General features: G+C 62.7%; 19 protein-coding genes. 13 read left to right on the top strand and 6 right to left on the bottom strand.

Going from position 1 to position 16,724, the window contains the following annotated elements; translation table 11 throughout:
* Positions 1 to 5: 5 nt before the first annotated feature.
* Genes NCR38_RS34170 through NCR38_RS18445 form a run of 4 tightly spaced genes read left to right on the top strand, consistent with a single transcriptional unit; the run spans position 6 to position 2,499 of the window.
* Entirely contained in the window at positions 6 to 134 is a 129-nt protein-coding gene (locus NCR38_RS34170; protein WP_284502295.1) for a hypothetical protein, read from the top strand.
* The gene (locus tag NCR38_RS18455; protein ID WP_086961006.1) at positions 131 to 1,708 is read left to right on the top strand and encodes an FAD-binding oxidoreductase; all 1,578 of its coding nucleotides are present in this window, start codon (positions 131 to 133) and stop codon (positions 1,706 to 1,708) included. The genes NCR38_RS34170 and NCR38_RS18455 overlap by 4 nt, the downstream gene beginning before the upstream one ends.
* A complete protein-coding gene (locus NCR38_RS18450) occupies positions 1,705 to 2,076 on the top strand; it encodes a hypothetical protein (RefSeq protein ID WP_061118079.1) in 372 nt (123 codons plus the stop codon). Before NCR38_RS18455 ends, NCR38_RS18450 begins: the two co-directional genes overlap by 4 nt.
* Before the next feature lie 54 nt (positions 2,077 to 2,130).
* Positions 2,131 to 2,499, top strand: a complete 369-nt coding sequence (locus NCR38_RS18445) for a DOPA 4,5-dioxygenase family protein (RefSeq protein WP_061118149.1) — start codon at positions 2,131 to 2,133, stop codon at positions 2,497 to 2,499.
* Positions 2,500 to 2,555: 56 nt separating this feature from the next.
* Here NCR38_RS18445 and NCR38_RS18440 read toward each other — a convergent pair whose 3' ends face one another.
* Positions 2,556 to 3,122, bottom strand: a complete 567-nt coding sequence (locus tag NCR38_RS18440) for a phasin family protein (protein ID WP_061118080.1) — start codon at positions 3,120 to 3,122, stop codon at positions 2,556 to 2,558.
* A 626-nt stretch (positions 3,123 to 3,748) separates the two neighbouring features.
* On the opposite strand from NCR38_RS18440, the gene NCR38_RS18435 reads away from it, so the two are divergent.
* On the top strand, positions 3,749 to 3,964 hold the full coding sequence (locus tag NCR38_RS18435; protein WP_086961010.1) for a helix-turn-helix transcriptional regulator: 216 nt from the start codon (positions 3,749 to 3,751) through the stop codon (positions 3,962 to 3,964).
* A 43-nt stretch (positions 3,965 to 4,007) separates the two neighbouring features.
* On the opposite strand, the gene NCR38_RS18430 is transcribed toward NCR38_RS18435, so the two are convergent.
* A complete protein-coding gene (locus NCR38_RS18430; RefSeq protein WP_061118150.1) occupies positions 4,008 to 4,946 on the bottom strand; it encodes a DMT family transporter in 939 nt (312 codons plus the stop codon).
* A 558-nt stretch (positions 4,947 to 5,504) separates the two neighbouring features.
* On the opposite strand from NCR38_RS18430, the gene NCR38_RS18425 reads away from it, so the two are divergent.
* Positions 5,505 to 5,711, top strand: coding sequence for a hypothetical protein (locus NCR38_RS18425; RefSeq protein ID WP_061118082.1), 207 nt, complete (start codon positions 5,505 to 5,507; stop codon positions 5,709 to 5,711).
* 11 nt (positions 5,712 to 5,722) lie between these two features.
* On the opposite strand, the gene NCR38_RS18420 is transcribed toward NCR38_RS18425, so the two are convergent.
* The gene (locus tag NCR38_RS18420; protein ID WP_061118083.1) at positions 5,723 to 6,157 is read right to left on the bottom strand and encodes a hypothetical protein; all 435 of its coding nucleotides are present in this window, start codon (positions 6,155 to 6,157) and stop codon (positions 5,723 to 5,725) included.
* A 293-nt stretch (positions 6,158 to 6,450) separates the two neighbouring features.
* Here NCR38_RS18420 and NCR38_RS18415 point away from each other — a divergent pair, with 293 nt between their 5' ends.
* A complete protein-coding gene (locus NCR38_RS18415; protein ID WP_250477453.1) occupies positions 6,451 to 6,813 on the top strand; it encodes a hypothetical protein in 363 nt (120 codons plus the stop codon).
* A 507-nt stretch (positions 6,814 to 7,320) separates the two neighbouring features.
* On the top strand, positions 7,321 to 7,611 hold the full coding sequence (locus NCR38_RS18410; RefSeq protein WP_061118085.1) for a hypothetical protein: 291 nt from the start codon (positions 7,321 to 7,323) through the stop codon (positions 7,609 to 7,611).
* A 54-nt stretch (positions 7,612 to 7,665) separates the two neighbouring features.
* Here NCR38_RS18410 and NCR38_RS18405 read toward each other — a convergent pair whose 3' ends face one another.
* Genes NCR38_RS18405 through NCR38_RS18395 form a run of 3 tightly spaced genes read right to left on the bottom strand, consistent with a single transcriptional unit; the run spans position 7,666 to position 10,910 of the window.
* Positions 7,666 to 8,694: a S1C family serine protease gene (locus tag NCR38_RS18405; RefSeq protein WP_061118086.1), complete on the bottom strand. Its 1,029-nt coding sequence runs from the start codon at positions 8,692 to 8,694 to the stop codon at positions 7,666 to 7,668.
* Positions 8,695 to 8,748: 54 nt separating this feature from the next.
* Positions 8,749 to 9,624 carry a phosphorylase gene (locus tag NCR38_RS18400; RefSeq protein ID WP_250477452.1) on the bottom strand — a complete coding sequence of 292 codons (876 nt, stop codon included), beginning with the start codon at positions 9,622 to 9,624 and terminating at the stop codon, positions 8,749 to 8,751.
* Positions 9,612 to 10,910, bottom strand: a complete 1,299-nt coding sequence (locus NCR38_RS18395; protein ID WP_250477451.1) for an L-fuconate dehydratase — start codon at positions 10,908 to 10,910, stop codon at positions 9,612 to 9,614. The genes NCR38_RS18400 and NCR38_RS18395 overlap by 13 nt, the downstream gene beginning before the upstream one ends.
* A 160-nt stretch (positions 10,911 to 11,070) precedes the next feature.
* On the opposite strand from NCR38_RS18395, the gene NCR38_RS18390 reads away from it, so the two are divergent.
* Genes NCR38_RS18390 through NCR38_RS18370 form a run of 5 tightly spaced genes read left to right on the top strand, consistent with a single transcriptional unit; the run spans position 11,071 to position 16,696 of the window.
* Entirely contained in the window at positions 11,071 to 11,799 is a 729-nt protein-coding gene (locus NCR38_RS18390; RefSeq protein ID WP_250477450.1) for a GntR family transcriptional regulator, read from the top strand.
* 54 nt (positions 11,800 to 11,853) lie between these two features.
* Positions 11,854 to 13,332 (top strand): extracellular solute-binding protein, encoded by a 1,479-nt coding sequence (locus tag NCR38_RS18385; protein ID WP_061118089.1) that lies wholly within the window; start codon positions 11,854 to 11,856, stop codon positions 13,330 to 13,332.
* A gap of 54 nt (positions 13,333 to 13,386) precedes the next feature.
* Entirely contained in the window at positions 13,387 to 14,535 is a 1,149-nt protein-coding gene (locus NCR38_RS18380; protein ID WP_061118090.1) for a carbohydrate ABC transporter permease, read from the top strand.
* Positions 14,535 to 15,572 carry a carbohydrate ABC transporter permease gene (locus tag NCR38_RS18375; protein WP_061118091.1) on the top strand — a complete coding sequence of 346 codons (1,038 nt, stop codon included), beginning with the start codon at positions 14,535 to 14,537 and terminating at the stop codon, positions 15,570 to 15,572. Before NCR38_RS18380 ends, NCR38_RS18375 begins: the two co-directional genes overlap by 1 nt.
* Before the next feature lie 5 nt (positions 15,573 to 15,577).
* Positions 15,578 to 16,696: an ABC transporter ATP-binding protein gene (locus NCR38_RS18370; RefSeq protein ID WP_284502293.1), complete on the top strand. Its 1,119-nt coding sequence runs from the start codon at positions 15,578 to 15,580 to the stop codon at positions 16,694 to 16,696.
* Positions 16,697 to 16,724: the final 28 nt, after the last annotated feature.

Here is a 16,724-nt window from a genome sequence, read left to right as displayed (position 1 = left end):
CTTCCATGAAGCTCGCCAGAATCGCAACAGTCGTGCTCGCTCTGCTCGCCGGTTTGCTCGCGGGATGTCAGACCGATGGCAGTTCGACATCATCCGGCACGACGTCCGGCAGCGGCAGCAGCGGCGGATATTGAGCGCGACGCCGCTGCCGCCGGGCTTGTCGGCGGCGCAGTTCCGGGCGGCGCTCGCGGCCTTCGCGGCGGCGCTCGGCAGCGACGCGGTGTCGTACGATCCGGCTTCGTATCTTGATCCATTCGCACCCGGCGATGCACTCGCGCACGCGCCGTCCGCTGTCGTGCTGCCGAAGGATGTCGAAGGCGTGCGCGCGGCGCTGGCTGTGGCGAACCGGTATCAGGTGCCGCTCTGGACCGTATCGACCGGACGCAACTTCGCCTACGGCGGCGCCGCGCCGCGCATGCGCGGCTGTGTCGTGCTCGATTTGCGCCGGATGAACCGCATCATCGAGATCGACGAAACGCTGGGTTATGCGCTGGTCGAGCCGGGCGTGACGTATTACGAGCTGCATCGTGCGCTCGGGACACCACGGCGGTTCTGGCTCGATCCGCCTGCGGCCGGCTGGGGCAGCGTGATCGGCAACACGCTCGAACGCGGCTATGGCACGACGCCGTACGGGGACCACGCGGCGCATCAGTGCGGCATGGAGGTCGTGCTTGCAAACGGCGATGTCGTGCGCACCGGCATGGGCGCGATGACGTCGAGCCGTGACTGGCAGGTTTTCAGGAGCGGCTTCGGGCCGTCTTACGACGACATGTTCAAGCAGTCGAACTTCGGCGTCGTCACGAAGCTCGGCATCCGGCTCATGCCCGCGCCCGAGGGCTACATGATCTGCCGCTACGCGTTCGCGCGCGAAGACGATCTCGAACGCGTCGTCGATACGCTGCGTCCGCTCAGAATGGACGGCACGATTCAAAGCAACGCGGTCATCGAAAGCGCGGTGCGCTGGGCCGCGGGCGTATCGACGCGGAAAACCTGGTACGACGGCGAAGGCGCGATGCCCGACGACGCCATCGACGCCATGACGCGCAAGATCGGCATCGGGCGCTGGAATCTGCGCTTCTGTTTATATGGACCGCCGTCGCTCGTGAAGGCGCGGCGCGATATCGTGCGGGCGCGTTTTCAGCCGATCGCGGGCGCGACGCTCTTCGAGATGCCGTATCGCGATGCATCCCTCGAACCCGAGGGCGGCGGCGATCGTGCGCAAGTCGGCATTCCCGGACTCGAAGCGTTCAATCTGCTGAACTGGCGCGGCGGCACAGGCGCGCATATCGATTTTTCGCCGATCTGCCCGCCGATCGGACGCGATGCCGTCAAGCAGGTCCGCATGGTTCGCGAGCGCGCCGCGCAATTCGGCTTCGATTACTACGGCGGTTTCACGGCGGGCGAGCGCGCGATGCATCACATCTTCGCGGCGATTTTCGATCGCGACGATCCGAAGCAATCGCACGCTGCCGGCGCGCTGATCGAAACGCTGATCCGCGAGGCGGGCGCGGCCGGCTACGGGCAATATCGGACGCATCTCTCGTATATGGATCTGGCCGCCGCGCAATACGACTTCAACGATCACGCGCTGATGCGACTGTCCGGCACGATCAAGACGGCGCTCGATCCGAACGGGATTCTGTCGCCGGGCAAACAGGGCATCTGGCCCGCGAAGCGTTCGGACGTCGCAAAAGGAGAAGGGCGATGACCACGACGCGGCGCGCGTTTCTCATCGCGGCGGGCACATCGGGATTGCCGTGGATTGCTTTTGGCGGCGCGACGCGGACATCGGCGCGCATCTGGGTCGTCGATGAAGCGTTGCCGCAAAGCCGCGTCCTCGTGCGGCGGGCGCGTCTGACGAACGGGCGCGTCCAATCCCTGTCGGGCGATGCGGGCTGGCTGTGGATCGAGCGCTTGTCTGAAGAAGCGATCTCGTCGCCGCACCCGATCGGCGGATTGACGCGCTTCGCCGACGCGTTCGTGTTGTCGCGACTCGGCGCGGGGATCGGCATGCGCACAACGCACCATCGCGCGTTCGATGACGGCGCCGTGCTCTGGACGCTCGAACGTTGCTGAAACGCGTTCGGTAGAATGAGACGTGTCTCAATATTGCCGCGCACGGATGAAACGATGAACGCCACGGACACCCGCACGATCGCCGACTGGCACGCGCACGTGTATTTCGACGCCGCGAGCCGCGACGCGGCGTGGCAGCTTCGGCTCGTCATCGAGCAACAGTTTGCGACGGAATTGCAAAGCGGCGCATTGCGCCTGGGACGCTTTCACGAACGTCCGGTCGGACCGCATCCGATGTGGTCTTTCCAGTTGGGTTTCGGCGGCGAACTGCTCGCGCCGATGCTCGCCTGGCTCACCCTCCATCACGGCACGCTCGATGTTTTCATGCATCCGAATACGGGCAATGCGCTCGTCGATCATCGCGACTCGGCGGTGTGGATCGGCCGCTCGCATGAACTGGTGCTGAAGAGTCTCGCCGCCTGACACGGGAAAAGAAAAAGGCGGAACGTGTCCGCCTTTCTTCCCGGCATTCGCGAGATTTACTTCTTCGCGCTCGCCGGTTTCGAGGCTACGGTGCGCACGGCCGTCTGGCCCGCGATGGTGGCGTCGTTCTGCGCCGCTTCGACCACTTGTTTCGCAGCCTTTTTGGCGGCTTCGTAAGCCGAATTCGCCGATTGCGTCGCGGCATCGATCGCGTTCTTCCACGCCGAAACGACCGCTTCGCTGCCGACGGGCGCGTTGCTCACGAGGCTTTCAAAGAATGCCTGCACATTACGCTGCGATTTCTCGAGCTGATCCTGCGCCGCTTCCATGTAGCCGCCGCGCACGCCTGTCGTGATCTCATAGACGCTCTGCCAGTACGCCTGCACCCGCTGGGCGCTGTTTTGCAGATGCTGGTTCTGGAGGGCGAATAATTCCTGCGGATCGCGCACGGAAAGCGCTTTGGCGACGAGTGCCTGTTGCTCGTCAAGTGCCGTCCTGGCGGTGCGCACGTTCAGGTCGATCAACTTTTCGAAGCCCCCCACGGCTTGTGCGGCGAGACCGAAAGTCGTGTCGACCCCCGCCTTCTGTGACGCGACTACATTTTCCGGCGCAAGACTGCTCATTCTGGACTCCATTGGGAAGTTGCCAATTGATTTTGCAATTGATTGTGCAGTGCAGCGATTGGTCTATTTTAAGGAAAGCGTGTGGAGTGTCAATTACGTTTTCCCCGCTTGACTTTAAACCATATCGCCCATCATTCAAAAATCAGAGTGGCAATAAGTAAATAAGCAGGCTCATTTAATCCGACAACCTGATCACACATCACATCATACGAACGGTCATTTAGTTTTCGCTGACGGTATTGCGGCAAGCGCATAGATCCCGATCAGGACTGTTATTTTCCATAAGATGAAAGCGCTCGCGGGTGCGCTGTCATTACGACCTATCGTAAACACCTAAGCCAAAACTTGGCTTATGCGTTGTTTCCCCACTTGACGCCTTGATGCGTCAATTGAAAGAATGTCGCACTGCAACACGCGCGACGGAGCACCCAGCGGGGCGAGAACGTAGTCGGTATTTTTGTCACTGCTCCGTCATCGTAAATCCGTAGGATTCACTTTCGCGCGAATGAGCCGGCGCTGAACGGCATAAAGATATAAATCTGAGAGAATTGAAGAAAATGGGGCGACATTCCCAAACCCTTGGCCATCTTGAACGCAGTCACGAAGACAACGCCTTGCGGCGCGCCATGGCCGCACGACTCGACCGCGCCTTGCAAAAGGCGAACGTCAGTTCCGCAAAAGCCGCTGGCTGGCTCGACGTGAGCGAGCACGACGTGCAATTCTGGCGGCGCGGTATCACGGTTCCACCATTCGCGGCATTCAACCGCATCGCGCGGGTGCTGGACATTGATCCGCACTGGCTCTGTACCGGCCAGGCGCTGCACGCGCATTCCGCCAACTGATCGCGGGCGCTTCGGGCGCCCGTTTGTCGCGCTTCCCTGTAAGTCAGACTTCGGTCGATACGGCCGGTGCCGTCTTGCGTCCATGCAGGAGCACGGTGCCGATGCCGCTCGCCGCGATCACGCACATGCCGATCGCCATCCAGACGTCAGGCGCCTGCCCGAACAGCAGCCAGCTGAAGAGCGCCGCGAACGCGAGCTGGCCATAGGAAAACGGCGTCAGCACGGAAAGCGGGGCGCGTTTCAACGCCTGAAGCATGAACCCGTGCCCGACGGTTGCCATCGTCGCCATGAAGACGACGAGCAGCCAGCTCGCCGCCCGCACCTGTGCGAGCGCGGGCAAGGTTTCGGCCTGATCCATCCATACGAGCACGCATAACAGGATGGTGGCGACGAGCGCCGTGAGGAAGTTGGTTGTGATTGCATCGTCGACGCGCGAGAGATGGCTCGACACCACCTGGAAGCACGCGAAGGACGTCGCGGCGCCGATCGGAAAGATAACGGTCCAGCTGAACTGGCTGCCACCCGGGCGCACGACCAGCAACATGCCGATGAAACCGAGGACGACCATCGCCCATTTGCTGCGCGGCACCTCGTCCTTGAGCACGAGCGCGGCGAGCAGCGTGGAGATGAGCGGCGCGAGCATCGCAAGCGACGTCGTGACCGGCAGCGGCAGATGGCGCAAGCCCGCGAACGTGCAAGCGGAGTTGATGAGCAGCAGCACCGCGCGCACGACCTGGAGCCTCACGCTGCCGGAACGGAAGAGACCGAATGCGCGGCGCCGGACTTGCCAGATCCCCATCACGATCATCTGAAACAGATAGCGCACCCAGAGTAGCGCCAGTAGAGGGACTGCGTTGCCGATCAGCTTGACGGTGGAATCGCTTGCCGCGAAGGTCGCTGTCGTCAGGATCATGATCGCGATACCGGCGCCGGTGTTATCGGTATCAATCCGGTATCGCGCCTTGCCCTCTAAGGTTGCCATCGAGTTCTCGTGATGCGCCGTCGCGTGCAGCAAACCGTTGCCCGGCGTTCATGCTGACGGCATGTGTGAAGGAACGGCTTGCAGGCCGTTGCTTCGATTCTCCCGGCATCGCAGACCGCTGGCAAGGCGACAGTAAAGTTCTTTTCCGCCGTGTTGTGCACAGGTCACGATGCGGCAAATGTACTAGACGGTTCGGATAATCGCGTGCGGCTGCGATCGGCACGATCGGTCGGGCGTGCTTTTCGGCGTCATCGCGTCTTCCGAATTAAGACGCAGTTTAAGTTCTTTATTCTCGCCGCCGCCGTCATGTGCGTTGTCGGTCAGCAGTGCCTCTGCGGCGAGGTCCGCGTTATGCCAACGGAATATGAAGCGGCAAGTTGGTGTTGACAAACGAAGCAGTGACAAGAAACCCGGACATCTGCGCAAGCAGTCGCCCGGCTTCAAATGCGCGCAAATAAGGGAAAGCCTGCAAGCCATTATTTCGTGCGAACGCCTTGCGCCTGAGGATTTGCCGCCTACACTTAAAGTAGTTTCTCAACTGCTTCGAGGGAGGCAACAATGAGAACGAGAACTCGCGAAGTCGTGCGCATGCTCGCGGCATTCCGCCATTCGGCGCAGTGTCGAAGGCTGCGCGCCGCGGCGGCGGCGCAGGAAGCACGCGATCTGGCGGATGAGGCGTCCTCCGACGACACGCCCGAAGACGACGAGCGTGCCGAGGCTGAAGCGCATCCCGCCACGCGCAAGCCGCATCCCGGCCTGCACTGACTTGTGCGCGTTCAGACGCCTGCCGGATTTCGGAACGGCGAAAAGCGCCAGTGTCCGCTCGCGTCTTTCACGGCGATCGCGCCATGCTCGTGCAGCACTTCGCCGATGGCGCCAGGTTTGATGTCGTCAGAGATGCGAATGACGAGCAACGTGCGCTGCGGCGTCGTGTCGTCGCTGGACGGCGGTGCCGATGGTCGCTGCGGCAAAGGATCTTGCGGCACGAAACGGTTGCGGGCGCCGATCACGCCCTGATGTTCGCCATGCGCGACGTACTCCGCGTCGTCTTCGTCGTGCGTGGGTGGCAGGAGCGCATCGATGTCGATTTCGCCGCGTCCCGCGCGATACAGATGCGCATCGTCGCGTCGCAAGCCCGCGAGCTGCAATGCGCGAAGCGCGTCATGCCCGTCCCTATAGCAGCCGAACACTCCAACTATGACCTGATTCATCGTCGCCCCCTCTGTCGGCCCGCATCGTTTCACGAACCAAGCAACAGATGTATTCGTGCGCGGTTTTCGATCCATCTCTCGCGCTGTTCGATTCGTCAGATGATCATCAGCAACACGCGTTCCCGCATGAATGTTTTGAAAGGAAGCTTGGCAAACACGGTCTTGCGCAGGTTGCGACCCCAACCCGTATCACCTAAAGTAGCTGAACTTATTTGCCGGATTCGCGCGTCACGCAACGCGCTCTTCGCGAGGTCCGAATGATTGCGAAAGCCTGTGCTTGGGTACTGGTACTGATGGCAGGCTCCGCAGCGGCGGCGCCTTGCTACAACGACGGCGATGTCGTCACGCTCGAAGGCACGGCGACGCGCCAGGCCGCGCACGAGGGAGATGCATCCGCGAAATCCGCGTGGGTGCTGTCGCTGCCAGGCCCCATCTGCGTGCTGAGCGCGAATACCGGCCAAGGCGCGGGCCAAGGCGCGGGCCAGGGCGGGCGGCAGCAGTCGAACGTGTCGGCGGTGCAGATCATCGATGCGACGCCAACCGAGAACGCGCGTATACAGGTAACCGGCAAGCTCGTCACCGGCAATGTCAGCGGCTACTACGCAGTGCCGACTGCGATCTGGGTGCTCAAGCAGCGGGTGCTTTCGGGACAATAGCGCTCCGCGACCCGCACAGGCGAGCGTAAAAACCAGCGAGAAGGACGAACGATCAGGCCGCTTTCGCGTGCGCCTGATAGCGCCAGTATTCGGCGACGACGATATGCAGCGGTTGATCGTCGAGCTTGCGTTCCTCAGCGAATCGCAATATGGCGTCAAGTTGTGCGCCAGTGCAACGGAACGCTCCGCGGCGCGAGGCCGTCTGTTTATTCTTGTGCGTGGTCATGGCAATCCTTTTTAGGACCTTCCCCGACAGGGCAGGATCGTTCGACGGGGCGGCCCATGCGCGCGAACACTGCCTGCTGCTTTCACATTAAGCCGGAGCCGCACAAGCGGCACCGGCTGTTAGCGCACATAGCCGTCAAGACGTGACAGATAGCGCAAGGCGCGGACCCGAATATGTGCTCGGGTTTTCCCTTCGCCGCTGGAATAAACCTTTCGGTCTTGCCGTTTAGCATGTGTGAACCCGCGCGGGAATCCAGATGCGGGACGAGGGAGGAGACGCCTGTGAGCGCCGATCAACATGCGCAAGAGGAACTCGCACACATTGGGCGGATGATCGCGGAACTGGAGCGTGTCGCGACGGAAGGGCACGGCGAACCCATGCGGCATGCCGTCATGCGGCCCGAGTACTGGCAGCGGCGCATCGATGCATTGATCGTCGCGTCGACGAACGAGCCGTTGCGGCGCGATGCGGCTGCGCTGCGCGAGCGCCTGGCGGAGCTGTTCGCCAATGCGCCCGAACGGGACACGGGGCACGCGGGAGAAGCGGCGCGGGAGACCGGCAGCAGAAAATGAAGCGAAGCGACGCGCGTGGCGGCGCGTGTGACGATCACATGCGCCGCCGCAGCGTCAACCCGTCTGCTCGACGGGCGTCACGTCGATATCGAGCTTCTGCGTGCCGCGCAGCACCGCGATCTTCACGGGCTTGTCGATGCGCGATGCATCGAGCGTGCGCTGCAAGCCATCGACGCTGTCGACGGCGATACCATCCACCGCGACGATACGATCGCCCGTGCGCAATCCGCCGAGCGCGGCCGGACTGCCTTTGACGATCTCCATCACATGCACGCCGCTCGCCGAGGCGAGCTCGAAGAAGCGCTGCACGCGCCGCGAGATCGGCGTCGTCGTGCCCGCCACGCCGATATACGCGCGCCGCACGCGCCCGTACGCGAAGATCTGCATGATGACCCACTTGGCCGTATCGATCGCGGTGGCGAAGGAGATGGCCTGCGCGCCGGAAATGATGGCGGTGTTCACCCCGATGACGTGCCCCGCCGAGTTGATGAGCGGCCCGCCCGAGTTGCCGGGATTGAGCGCGGCGTCGGTCTGGATCACGTCGTAGATCATGCGGCCGGAAGTAGAACGCAGCGAGCGGCCAAGCGCGGACACGACGCCTGTCGTCACGGTCTGCGCAAGCCCGAGCGGATTGCCCACCGCGATCGCGATCTGCCCCACGCGCAGACTGCCCGAATCGCCCAGTTCGACATGCGGCAGCGGCTCCGGTGAACCGATGCGCAGCACCGCGAGATCACTCGCAGGATCGTCGCCGACGAGATCGGCATCGAAGCGCGCGCCGTCGGCGAGCGTGACGACGATATGCGTCGCGCCATGCACCACATGGCTATTGGTCAGCAGATAGCCATCCGGCGTAAAGATGAATCCCGAGCCCGTGCCGCCGACGTTACGGCGCGTGCCGCGCGCGTCGGCGAGCTGGCGCTCGACAGAGATGAACACCACGGCTTGCTGCACGCGCTCGAGCGCGCCGATGACCGTGCGCGAATAGGCGTCGAGCAAGGCGGTATCGTCGAGCGGGACGGAGGGCGCGGCGTCCTGCGCCCCGCGCGCAAGATCGTCGATGAATTGAGGCCGGCTTCCCATGTTCGTTGGACTCCCGATGTCTGGATGCGGACATGCGGGGCGCTGCCGTGGTTTTCAAGAGATAGTTGCGTCTGCCAGTAGTTTCATCGGCCCGAGTGTTTCGACGACGTTGCGCTGTGCATCGTCGCGCACGAACAGCGAGCCGGCGAAGCCGAGCGCATTCACCGCGACGCCTTCGACATGCGAGACGCTGCGCGGCACCGCGAGCATCCAGCGGCGCGTGACGAGCAGGTTGTAAGGCGCGCTCTGGTGCGCGACACCGGCGACGTCGAACGGCTGCACGCCGATCGCGTTCATCAGTTGCAGATAAGTTGCGTGCAGGTTTGCGGCGGCATCGTCATCGAGCCATGCTGCCGCGTGCGCGAACGCGAGTTGCGGCGCGCGAAAAACGCCTCTCGTATGCGCGGCTTCGATGAACGGTTCGACGGGTAACGCGTGTCCATCGAGCGGCAGCGGCACGATTTGCAGATGCTTGTGCGGCTGGCTCGATCCGGCGACCGTGCCGCCGTTGTAGAAGCCGAGACCATCGAAGCGGTCGAGGCAGGAGAAGAGCGCGGCGAAGTCATCCTCGCCGACAAGCGAATCCTGCGGCTCGAAGTCCTTCGTCACGATCAGCAGATGATGCGCGAGCACGTTGAACTTGTTGAGCAACAGGAAGTGCCGCTCGCCGATATCGCCCACACGCAACGCTTCTTCGCACGGCGAGAACGGATCGCGCCATGCGCTCGCCGCATCGGCCGCGGACTTGGCCGCGAGCTTCGACGCTTCCTCCTTTCGTACGAGGTTCGCCGCTTGCCGCACGAGGAAGGGCACGCCGCCGTCTTCGATCACGCTTTGCACGGTATCGAACGAACGCAGCGCACCGCATGCGAGCGCGCGTTCCGTTTGCGTGACGACGTCCTGCCACGAAGGGGCGTTCATTCGCGCCATGCTTCTCCTTTGCCGAACTCGTATCGATCGAGCGATGCCGCGTGCATTTCGATGCTGTAGCCGGGTGCTTGGGGTGGCATATAGCGTCCGCTTCTAATGACGACGGGATCGAGAAAATGCTCGTGAAGATGATCGACGTATTCGAGCACACGACGATCGAGCGAACCCGACACGCAGATGTAATCGAACAGCGAAATATGCTGCACATACTCGCACAAGCCGACGCCGCCCGCATGCGGACACACCGGCACGCCGAACTTCGCAGCCATCAGAAGAACGATGAGCACTTCGTTGAGGCCGCCGAGACGGCAGCTATCGATCTGACAGAAGTCGATCGCTTCCGCTTGCAGCAACTGCTTGAAGATCACGCGGTTCTGGCAATGCTCGCCGGTCGCAACGCCGATCATCGGCGCAAGGCGCCGGCGGATCGCGGCGTGGCCGAGCACGTCGTCGGGACTCGTGGGTTCTTCGATCCACCATGGATCGAACTCCGCGAGACGGCGCATGTTCGCGATGGCTTCATCGACTTCCCAGACCTGGTTCGCATCCATCATCAGCTTGCGGTCGGGGCCGATTTCCTCCCGTAGAATGCGCGCGCGCCGGATGTCTTCGTCGAGATTCCCGCCGACCTTCTGCTTGAAATGCGTCCAGCCCGCGGCGACGCCTTCACGCGCGAGCCGGCGAATCTTGTCGTCGTCATAGCCCAGCCAGCCGGCGGATGTCGTGTATGCGGGAAAGCCCTGAGCGAGCATTTCCTTTTCCCGTTCGCCGCGTGTCGCATGCAGGCGATTCAACAAGGCGAGCGCTTCGGATGGCGTAATGGCATCGGTCACATAGCGGAAGTCGAGGCAGCGCACGAGCTGTTCCGGACTCATATCGACGAGCAGCTTCCACACGGGCTTCTTCTCGCTCTTGGCCCAGAGATCCCACACGGCGTTGACGACCGCCGCCGTCGCGAGATGAATCGCGCCTTTCTCCGGGCCGATCCAGCGCAACTGACTATCCGATGTGAACGCGCGCCAGAAGCCGCCCATGTCGGCGGCGATATCTTCGATAGTCCTGCCGACGACGAGCGGCGCAAGCGCCTCCACCGCCGCGACGACGACTTCAGTGCCGCGTCCGATGGTGAAGGTGAGGCCGTGTCCCGCGAGTCCGGGCGCATCGGTTTCGAGTATCACGTAGGCGGCGGAATAGTCGGGCGCGGCGTTCATCGCGTCCGAGCCGTCGAGCGAACGCGAAGTGGGAAAACGGATATCGCGCACGGAGAGCTTCGTGATGCTGGTCATGTTCATCTCCTCGAAAGGTGGCGTGACGGCGATGCTCAGGGTTTGAACGGAGGCTTTTATACAGGCCTGAATATGCTGCGATGCACGCAAGCGAACGACATTGACAACGCGTGTTCGACGTCCTAGCCTGCTAGCATGTTAGTGCGAAATCAAGGGCGGCGTGAGCTCATCGACGAATGAAAACAGTCTTGCCGCCGACCCTTACCGCGCGTTGCCCCGATTGCACGGTTCAGAGCGCGGCAGCCTCACCGACGCAGTCGAGGAGGCACTGCGCGCGGCCATCGTCAACCTGGCGATGGAGCCCGGCATGATGATCGACAAGCTCGCGGTATGCGAGCGCATGGGCGTGTCGCGCTTCCCGGTTTCGTCGGCACTGGCCAAGCTCGCGGCTGTGGGGCTCGTCGAAGTCTTGCCGCAGCGCGGCACACGCGTCATGCCCATCGTCATGCACGACATACGTCAGCATCTCTTCATTCGCAGCGCGCTCGAAGTGGAAACCGTGCGCACGCTGGCCGCCGCATGTGATGCAGCCACCCTCGATGCGCTCGACGCCAACCTCGAGCGCGAGGCCGACGCAGTGCAGCAAGGCCTGCGGCGCGAGTTCCATTTGCTTGATCTCGCATTTCATGAACTGCTGCTCGATGCGATCAACTTGCCGCGCGTGAAAGAGATCGTGGCGGCGTCGCGCAATGCGCTCGATCGTGCGCGCCGTCTGATGGCGAGTCCCGAGCGCCACGCGCATACGCTCGCCGAGCATACACGCATCGCCGGCGCGATTCGCGCACGCGATGGCGATGCCGCCGCGCGCGCGATGCACGATCACCTGGATGAAGTCGTCGCGGAATTGCGGCGCTTTTCCGCTGAAAGACCGGACCTGTTCAGGGAGTAGGAGACAAGAAAGACAAGCGACACATGTGGTCAACCGCAATGGAGGAGACACACAATGAACCTGTTCAAGCAAGTGGGCGCCGTGGCGGCGCTCGCGGCGGCGTGCCTGGGTGCATCACCGGCAATGGCGGCCGAGGACTTCAAGGGCGTGACCGTCAACGTGATGACGTTCGTCGGTCCGCAGATCGCCGAGCCGCTGCAACGCCGCGCGCCCGAGTTCGAGAAGCTGACGGGTGCGAAGGTGAACGTGTTGACGGTGCCGTTCTCTGATCTTTATCAGAAGCTTTTGACGGATTGGGCCTCGGGCACGAATTCTGTCGATGCGGCGGTCTTCGCGCCGCAATGGATGGTCGATTACACGAAAGGCGCCTTCCTCGAAGACCTCACGCAGCGTGTCGCGAATGACAAGGCATTGAAGGAAGACGACGTGATGCCGTTCTTCGTCGACTTCTCGCAGAAGTACAACGGCAAGACCTATCTCGTCGCGCTCGATGGCGACTTCCAGATGGTCTACTACCGCACGGACATTCTTCAGCAGCTCGGCAAGCAGCCGCCGAAAACCTGGGACGATTACCTCGATATAGCAAAAGCCGCGAACGGCAAGGTCTTCGGCGGCGACGGCAAGCCGGTCGCGGGTTCGTGCATCTCCAAGAAACGTAACGCGCAAGCGTATTGGGCGATCATCTCCATCGCGGGCGGTTATCTGCAATCGAAGGGCACCGCGCAAGGCGCGTTCTTCGATCCGCGCAACTTCAAGTCGCTCGTGAACAACGACGGCTTCAAGGAAGCATTGCGCATCTACAAGGAATCGACGACTTACGGACCGCCCAACGAAATCAACCTCGATGTCGGCGACACGCGCAGCGCGTTCATCTCCGGACATTGCGCATTGACGCTCGACTGGGGCGACATCGGCGTGCTGGCGATCGATCCGAAGCAGTCGAAGGTGATCGACAAGGTCGGCGCGGTGATTCTGCCCGGCTCGCGCAAGGTGGTCGATCGCGATACCGGCAAACTCGTGCCGTGCGACAAGACCACATGTCCCTATGCGATCGACGGCGTGAATCATGCACCGTTTGCGGCTTTCGGCGGCTGGTCGGGCGGCATCAACGCAAAGGCGAAGCCGAAGGTGAAGGACGCCGCTTATGCGTTCCTGTCGTTCATGAGCCAGCCGGCGCAATCGAACGTCGACGTGACCATCGGCGCGTCGGGCTTCAATCCGTATCGGCGTTCGCAATTCACGGATATGTCGGCATGGAAGAAGGCCGGCATGAGCGACGCGGCGGCGAAGTCGTATCTCGGCGCAATCCAGCAGAGCCTGCAAAGCCCGAACATGATCATCGATCTGCGCATTCCGCAGAATCAGCGCTATGAGCAGGTCGTGCTCGATACGGCGGTCGCGCGCTTCGTCGCCGGCGAAATCGATGCGGACGCGACGATGAAGGCCATCGACAGCGGCTGGAGCGAGATCACCGACGATCTCGGCAAGGACGCCCAGTTGCGCGCGTACAAGGCGTCGATCGGCGCGAAGTGATGACGAAGGCGGGCGCGTTCGTTCGTGACGCGCTCGCTTCGCAATGGAGACTCGATGAATACGCCGTCGCATGCATCGTCCGTGGCCGCGAACGAGCCCGGCTCGCGCGCGCGCGTCGCCAACTGGCTCGACCGGCAGGCGCCGTTCGTCTTCGTGCTGCCTACCGTGCTGCTGATTCTCGCGTTCTCGATCTTTCCGCTCGTGACGTCGGCCTATCTTTCGCTCACGCGTTTCGAGCTGGGCGAGGGCGGTTATCAACTGACCTTCACGGGCCTGCGCAACTACGTGCGGCTCTTTTCCGGCAGCCAGCAATATCACTTCACCGGCGTGTTCCGCGCGCCGGGGATAGTTAGCATTGCAACTATCGTGATCGCCGTGCTGGCGGTGATCGTGTGGTTTTATCGCTACTTCAGAAGCGACGGCCGCTCGATCATGGGCACGCTCGGCCGATCGATCAGCGCATCCGCGTTTCTAGCGCTCGTGTGGCTCGCGGCGAACACGCTCGGCGGCGGCGGCGCGCTCGGCAGCCTGATGGTGACGATCTTTTATGTCGTCCTCGGCGTTGCGCTGCAATTTTTCGTCGGGCTCGGGCTTGCCTATCTGTGCACGCTGCCGCTCCAGGGCGGGCGCTTCTTTCGCCTTCTGTTCTTCCTGCCGCTCATGGTGACGCCCGTCGGCATCGCGTACATGTTCCGCATGATGGCCGATACGTCCATCGGACCGCTCGCGCCGGTATGGTCATGGCTCGGCCTCGGCCAGATCGCGTGGGCGGCGGACCCGTGGCTCGCGCGGCTCGTCGTCGTTATCGGCGATACGTGGCAATGGGTGCCCTTCATGTTCCTCGTGATGCTCGCCGCGCTCGAAGGCACCTCGCGCGAGCAGATCGAAGCGGCGCAGCTCGACGGCGCATCGGCGTGGCGCGTGTTCCGCGATGTCACGTGGCCGTCCATTGCGCCTGTCGCCGCGAGCGCGGTGCTGATCCGTCTGATCGAAGCGTTCAAGATCGTCGACTTGCCCAACGTGCTGACGAATGGCGGTCCGGGCATCGCGACCGAATCGATGACGCTGCACGCGTTCATCGAATGGCGCGCGTTGAATCTCGGCGGCGCTTCGGCGGTGGCGTACATGCTGTTCTTCGTCTCGACGATCGCATGCGTGTCCTTCTTTCAGTTCGTCGTGCGGCGCGCGCGGGGAGATCAGTGATGAGCGCGTTGAAACGCTGGTTCGTGCCCGCGCGTCTGGATGAGTTGCCGATCGGCGCCAAGGCGATCGCGTATCTATTGCTCGGATTCTGGTCGCTCGTCGTGCTGTTTCCGCTTTACTGGATGGCGATCACGTCGTTCAAGCTGCCGGTGGATGTATCGACGGGACCGCTCTACATTCCCTTCGTCGACTTCGAGCCGCATCTGGATGCGTGGCATTACATCTTCGTCGATCTCGGGCCGGACACGTATCGCCCTTATATGAATTCGCTGATCGTCGCGACCTGTGGCACGGCGGCTTCGGTGTTTCTCGGATCGATGGCGGCGTATGCGCTCGCGCGCATCGAGTATCGGCCGCCGGTTGCGGCGGTGGGCCTTGGCATCCTGCTGATCGCATTGCTGATCGCGGCGGTCGCGTGGGGGCATGTCGATCTGCGCATCGCGCTGGCCGTCGCGCTCGCGTTGTTCTTCCTCGTATTGCGCCCGATCGTGCGGCGCGCGCGCAAGCATCTGAACAACGACGACATTCTCTTCTGGGTCGTATCGCAGCGCATTCTGCCGCCCGTCGTCACGGTGATCCCGATCTATCTCACCTTCAAGGACGTCGGCCTGCTCGACACGCATCTCGCGCTCATCATCACGTATGCGACAGCGAACCTGCCGATCGTCGTATGGCTGATGTTCGATTTCTTCGACGGCGTTCCGCGCGAGATCGAAGAGAGTGCGCAGATCGACGGCGCGACGCGCTTCTCGATACTCTTCGGCATCGTGCTGCCCCTCGTCGCGCCGGGTCTCGTCGCAACGGGTCTGCTCGTGCTGATCCTCTCGTGGAACGAGTACCTGTTCGCGCTCTTTCTGACGACCGCGAAGGCCCAGACGATGCCGTTGCTCGTCGCCGCGCAGAACGCGACGCGCGGCCCGCAATGGTGGAACATGTCGGTGCTGATACTCATCATGATCCTGCCGGTGATGCTGCTGACGCTTACGCTGCAGCGCTTCATCGTGCGGGGCATTCTCGTAGGAGCCGTGAAAGGATGACGGTCATGGAAAGCGAGGCGGTGAAGGTCGACGACGCCCGCCTGACGAAGATCGCGGCGGCGCGCCAGTCGAAGAGCGTGTCGTTGAGAAGCGTCGGCAAGACGTTCGGCGACACGCGCGTGCTGCGCGATCTGTCGCTCGACGTGCAGGCGGGCGAATTCCTCGTGCTGCTCGGCGAATCGGGCTGCGGCAAGACGACGGCGCTGCGCATCGTCGCGGGACTCGAGTCGGCGACGGAAGGCGCGGTGTTCGTCGGCGATACCGATGTCACGCACCAGTTGCCGCGAGACCGCGATGTGGCGATGGTGTTCCAGTCGTATGCGCTCTATCCGCACAAGACGGTGTTCGAGAACATCGCGTATCCGCTCATCGTGCGAAAGCGCCCGAAAAGCGAGATCGATGCCGCCGTGCGCGAAGTGGCCGCAAGCGTGCAACTGGCGCCGTTGCTGTCGCGTTTTCCGCGGCAGCTGTCCGGTGGACAGCGTCAGCGCGTGGCGCTCGCGCGCGCGATCGTGCGGCGGCCCGCCGCGTTCCTGATGGACGAGCCGCTTTCCAATCTCGATGCCAAGCTGCGCGGCCATATGCGCGCGGAACTCAAGCACATGCAGCACGAACTCGGCATCACGACGATTTATGTCACGCACGATCAGATCGAAGCGATGACGCTCGCGCACCGCGTCGCCGTCCTCGACAAGGGCGCGCTGCAGCAACTCGATACGCCCGCGCGCATCTATTCGGACCCGGCGAATCTGTTCGTCGCGGGTTTCATTGGTTCCCCGCCGATGAATTTCCTGCGCGGCAAGCTCGCGCAAGGGCGCTTCGATGCGCCCGGTATCTCGCTCGCGACGGCGGTTCGTCATGAAGGCCAGGCGACGCTCGGCGTACGCCCCGAAGAATGCTCGCTCGTGGCGCAAGGCGAAGGCGAACTGGAGGGGCGCATCTATTCGGTCGAACTGATCGGCGATCATTCGCTCGTCACGATGAACGTCGGTGAGCAGCAGGTGGTCGTGAAGGTGCCGAATACGTTCGCGGGCGAGATCGGCGGGGCTGCGGGTGTGCGCGTGAATCGCGAGCGCATCTATTTCTTCGAGGAGAGCGGCGCACGCATTCGTTCGAGCGTTTGAAAAACGTAAGCCTTCACGCGTGCCGCAA

The sequence above is a fragment of the Caballeronia sp. INML1 genome, assembly GCF_023631085.1.
Lineage (GTDB): Bacteria > Pseudomonadota > Gammaproteobacteria > Burkholderiales > Burkholderiaceae > Caballeronia > Caballeronia turbans.
This window is presented reverse-complemented; position numbering and strand designations above follow the sequence as displayed.

Coding starts and splice junctions, on each gene's coding strand:
- NCR38_RS34170 (WP_284502295.1), top strand. CDS start 6: ATGAAGCTCGCCAGAATCGCAACAGTCGTGCTCGCTCTGCTCGCCGGT.
- NCR38_RS18450 (WP_061118079.1), top strand. CDS start 1,705: ATGACCACGACGCGGCGCGCGTTTCTCATCGCGGCGGGCACATCGGGA.
- NCR38_RS18445 (WP_061118149.1), top strand. CDS start 2,131: ATGAACGCCACGGACACCCGCACGATCGCCGACTGGCACGCGCACGTG.
- NCR38_RS18440 (WP_061118080.1), bottom strand. CDS start 3,122: ATGAGCAGTCTTGCGCCGGAAAATGTAGTCGCGTCACAGAAGGCGGGG.
- NCR38_RS18435 (WP_086961010.1), top strand. CDS start 3,749: ATGGCCGCACGACTCGACCGCGCCTTGCAAAAGGCGAACGTCAGTTCC.
- NCR38_RS18430 (WP_061118150.1), bottom strand. CDS start 4,946: ATGGCAACCTTAGAGGGCAAGGCGCGATACCGGATTGATACCGATAAC.
- NCR38_RS18425 (WP_061118082.1), top strand. CDS start 5,505: ATGAGAACGAGAACTCGCGAAGTCGTGCGCATGCTCGCGGCATTCCGC.
- NCR38_RS18420 (WP_061118083.1), bottom strand. CDS start 6,157: ATGAATCAGGTCATAGTTGGAGTGTTCGGCTGCTATAGGGACGGGCAT.
- NCR38_RS18415 (WP_250477453.1), top strand. CDS start 6,451: ATGGCAGGCTCCGCAGCGGCGGCGCCTTGCTACAACGACGGCGATGTC.
- NCR38_RS18405 (WP_061118086.1), bottom strand. CDS start 8,694: ATGGGAAGCCGGCCTCAATTCATCGACGATCTTGCGCGCGGGGCGCAG.
- NCR38_RS18400 (WP_250477452.1), bottom strand. CDS start 9,624: ATGGCGCGAATGAACGCCCCTTCGTGGCAGGACGTCGTCACGCAAACG.
- NCR38_RS18395 (WP_250477451.1), bottom strand. CDS start 10,910: ATGACCAGCATCACGAAGCTCTCCGTGCGCGATATCCGTTTTCCCACT.
- NCR38_RS18385 (WP_061118089.1), top strand. CDS start 11,854: ATGAACCTGTTCAAGCAAGTGGGCGCCGTGGCGGCGCTCGCGGCGGCG.
- NCR38_RS18380 (WP_061118090.1), top strand. CDS start 13,387: ATGAATACGCCGTCGCATGCATCGTCCGTGGCCGCGAACGAGCCCGGC.
- NCR38_RS18375 (WP_061118091.1), top strand. CDS start 14,535: ATGAGCGCGTTGAAACGCTGGTTCGTGCCCGCGCGTCTGGATGAGTTG.
- NCR38_RS18370 (WP_284502293.1), top strand. CDS start 15,578: ATGGAAAGCGAGGCGGTGAAGGTCGACGACGCCCGCCTGACGAAGATC.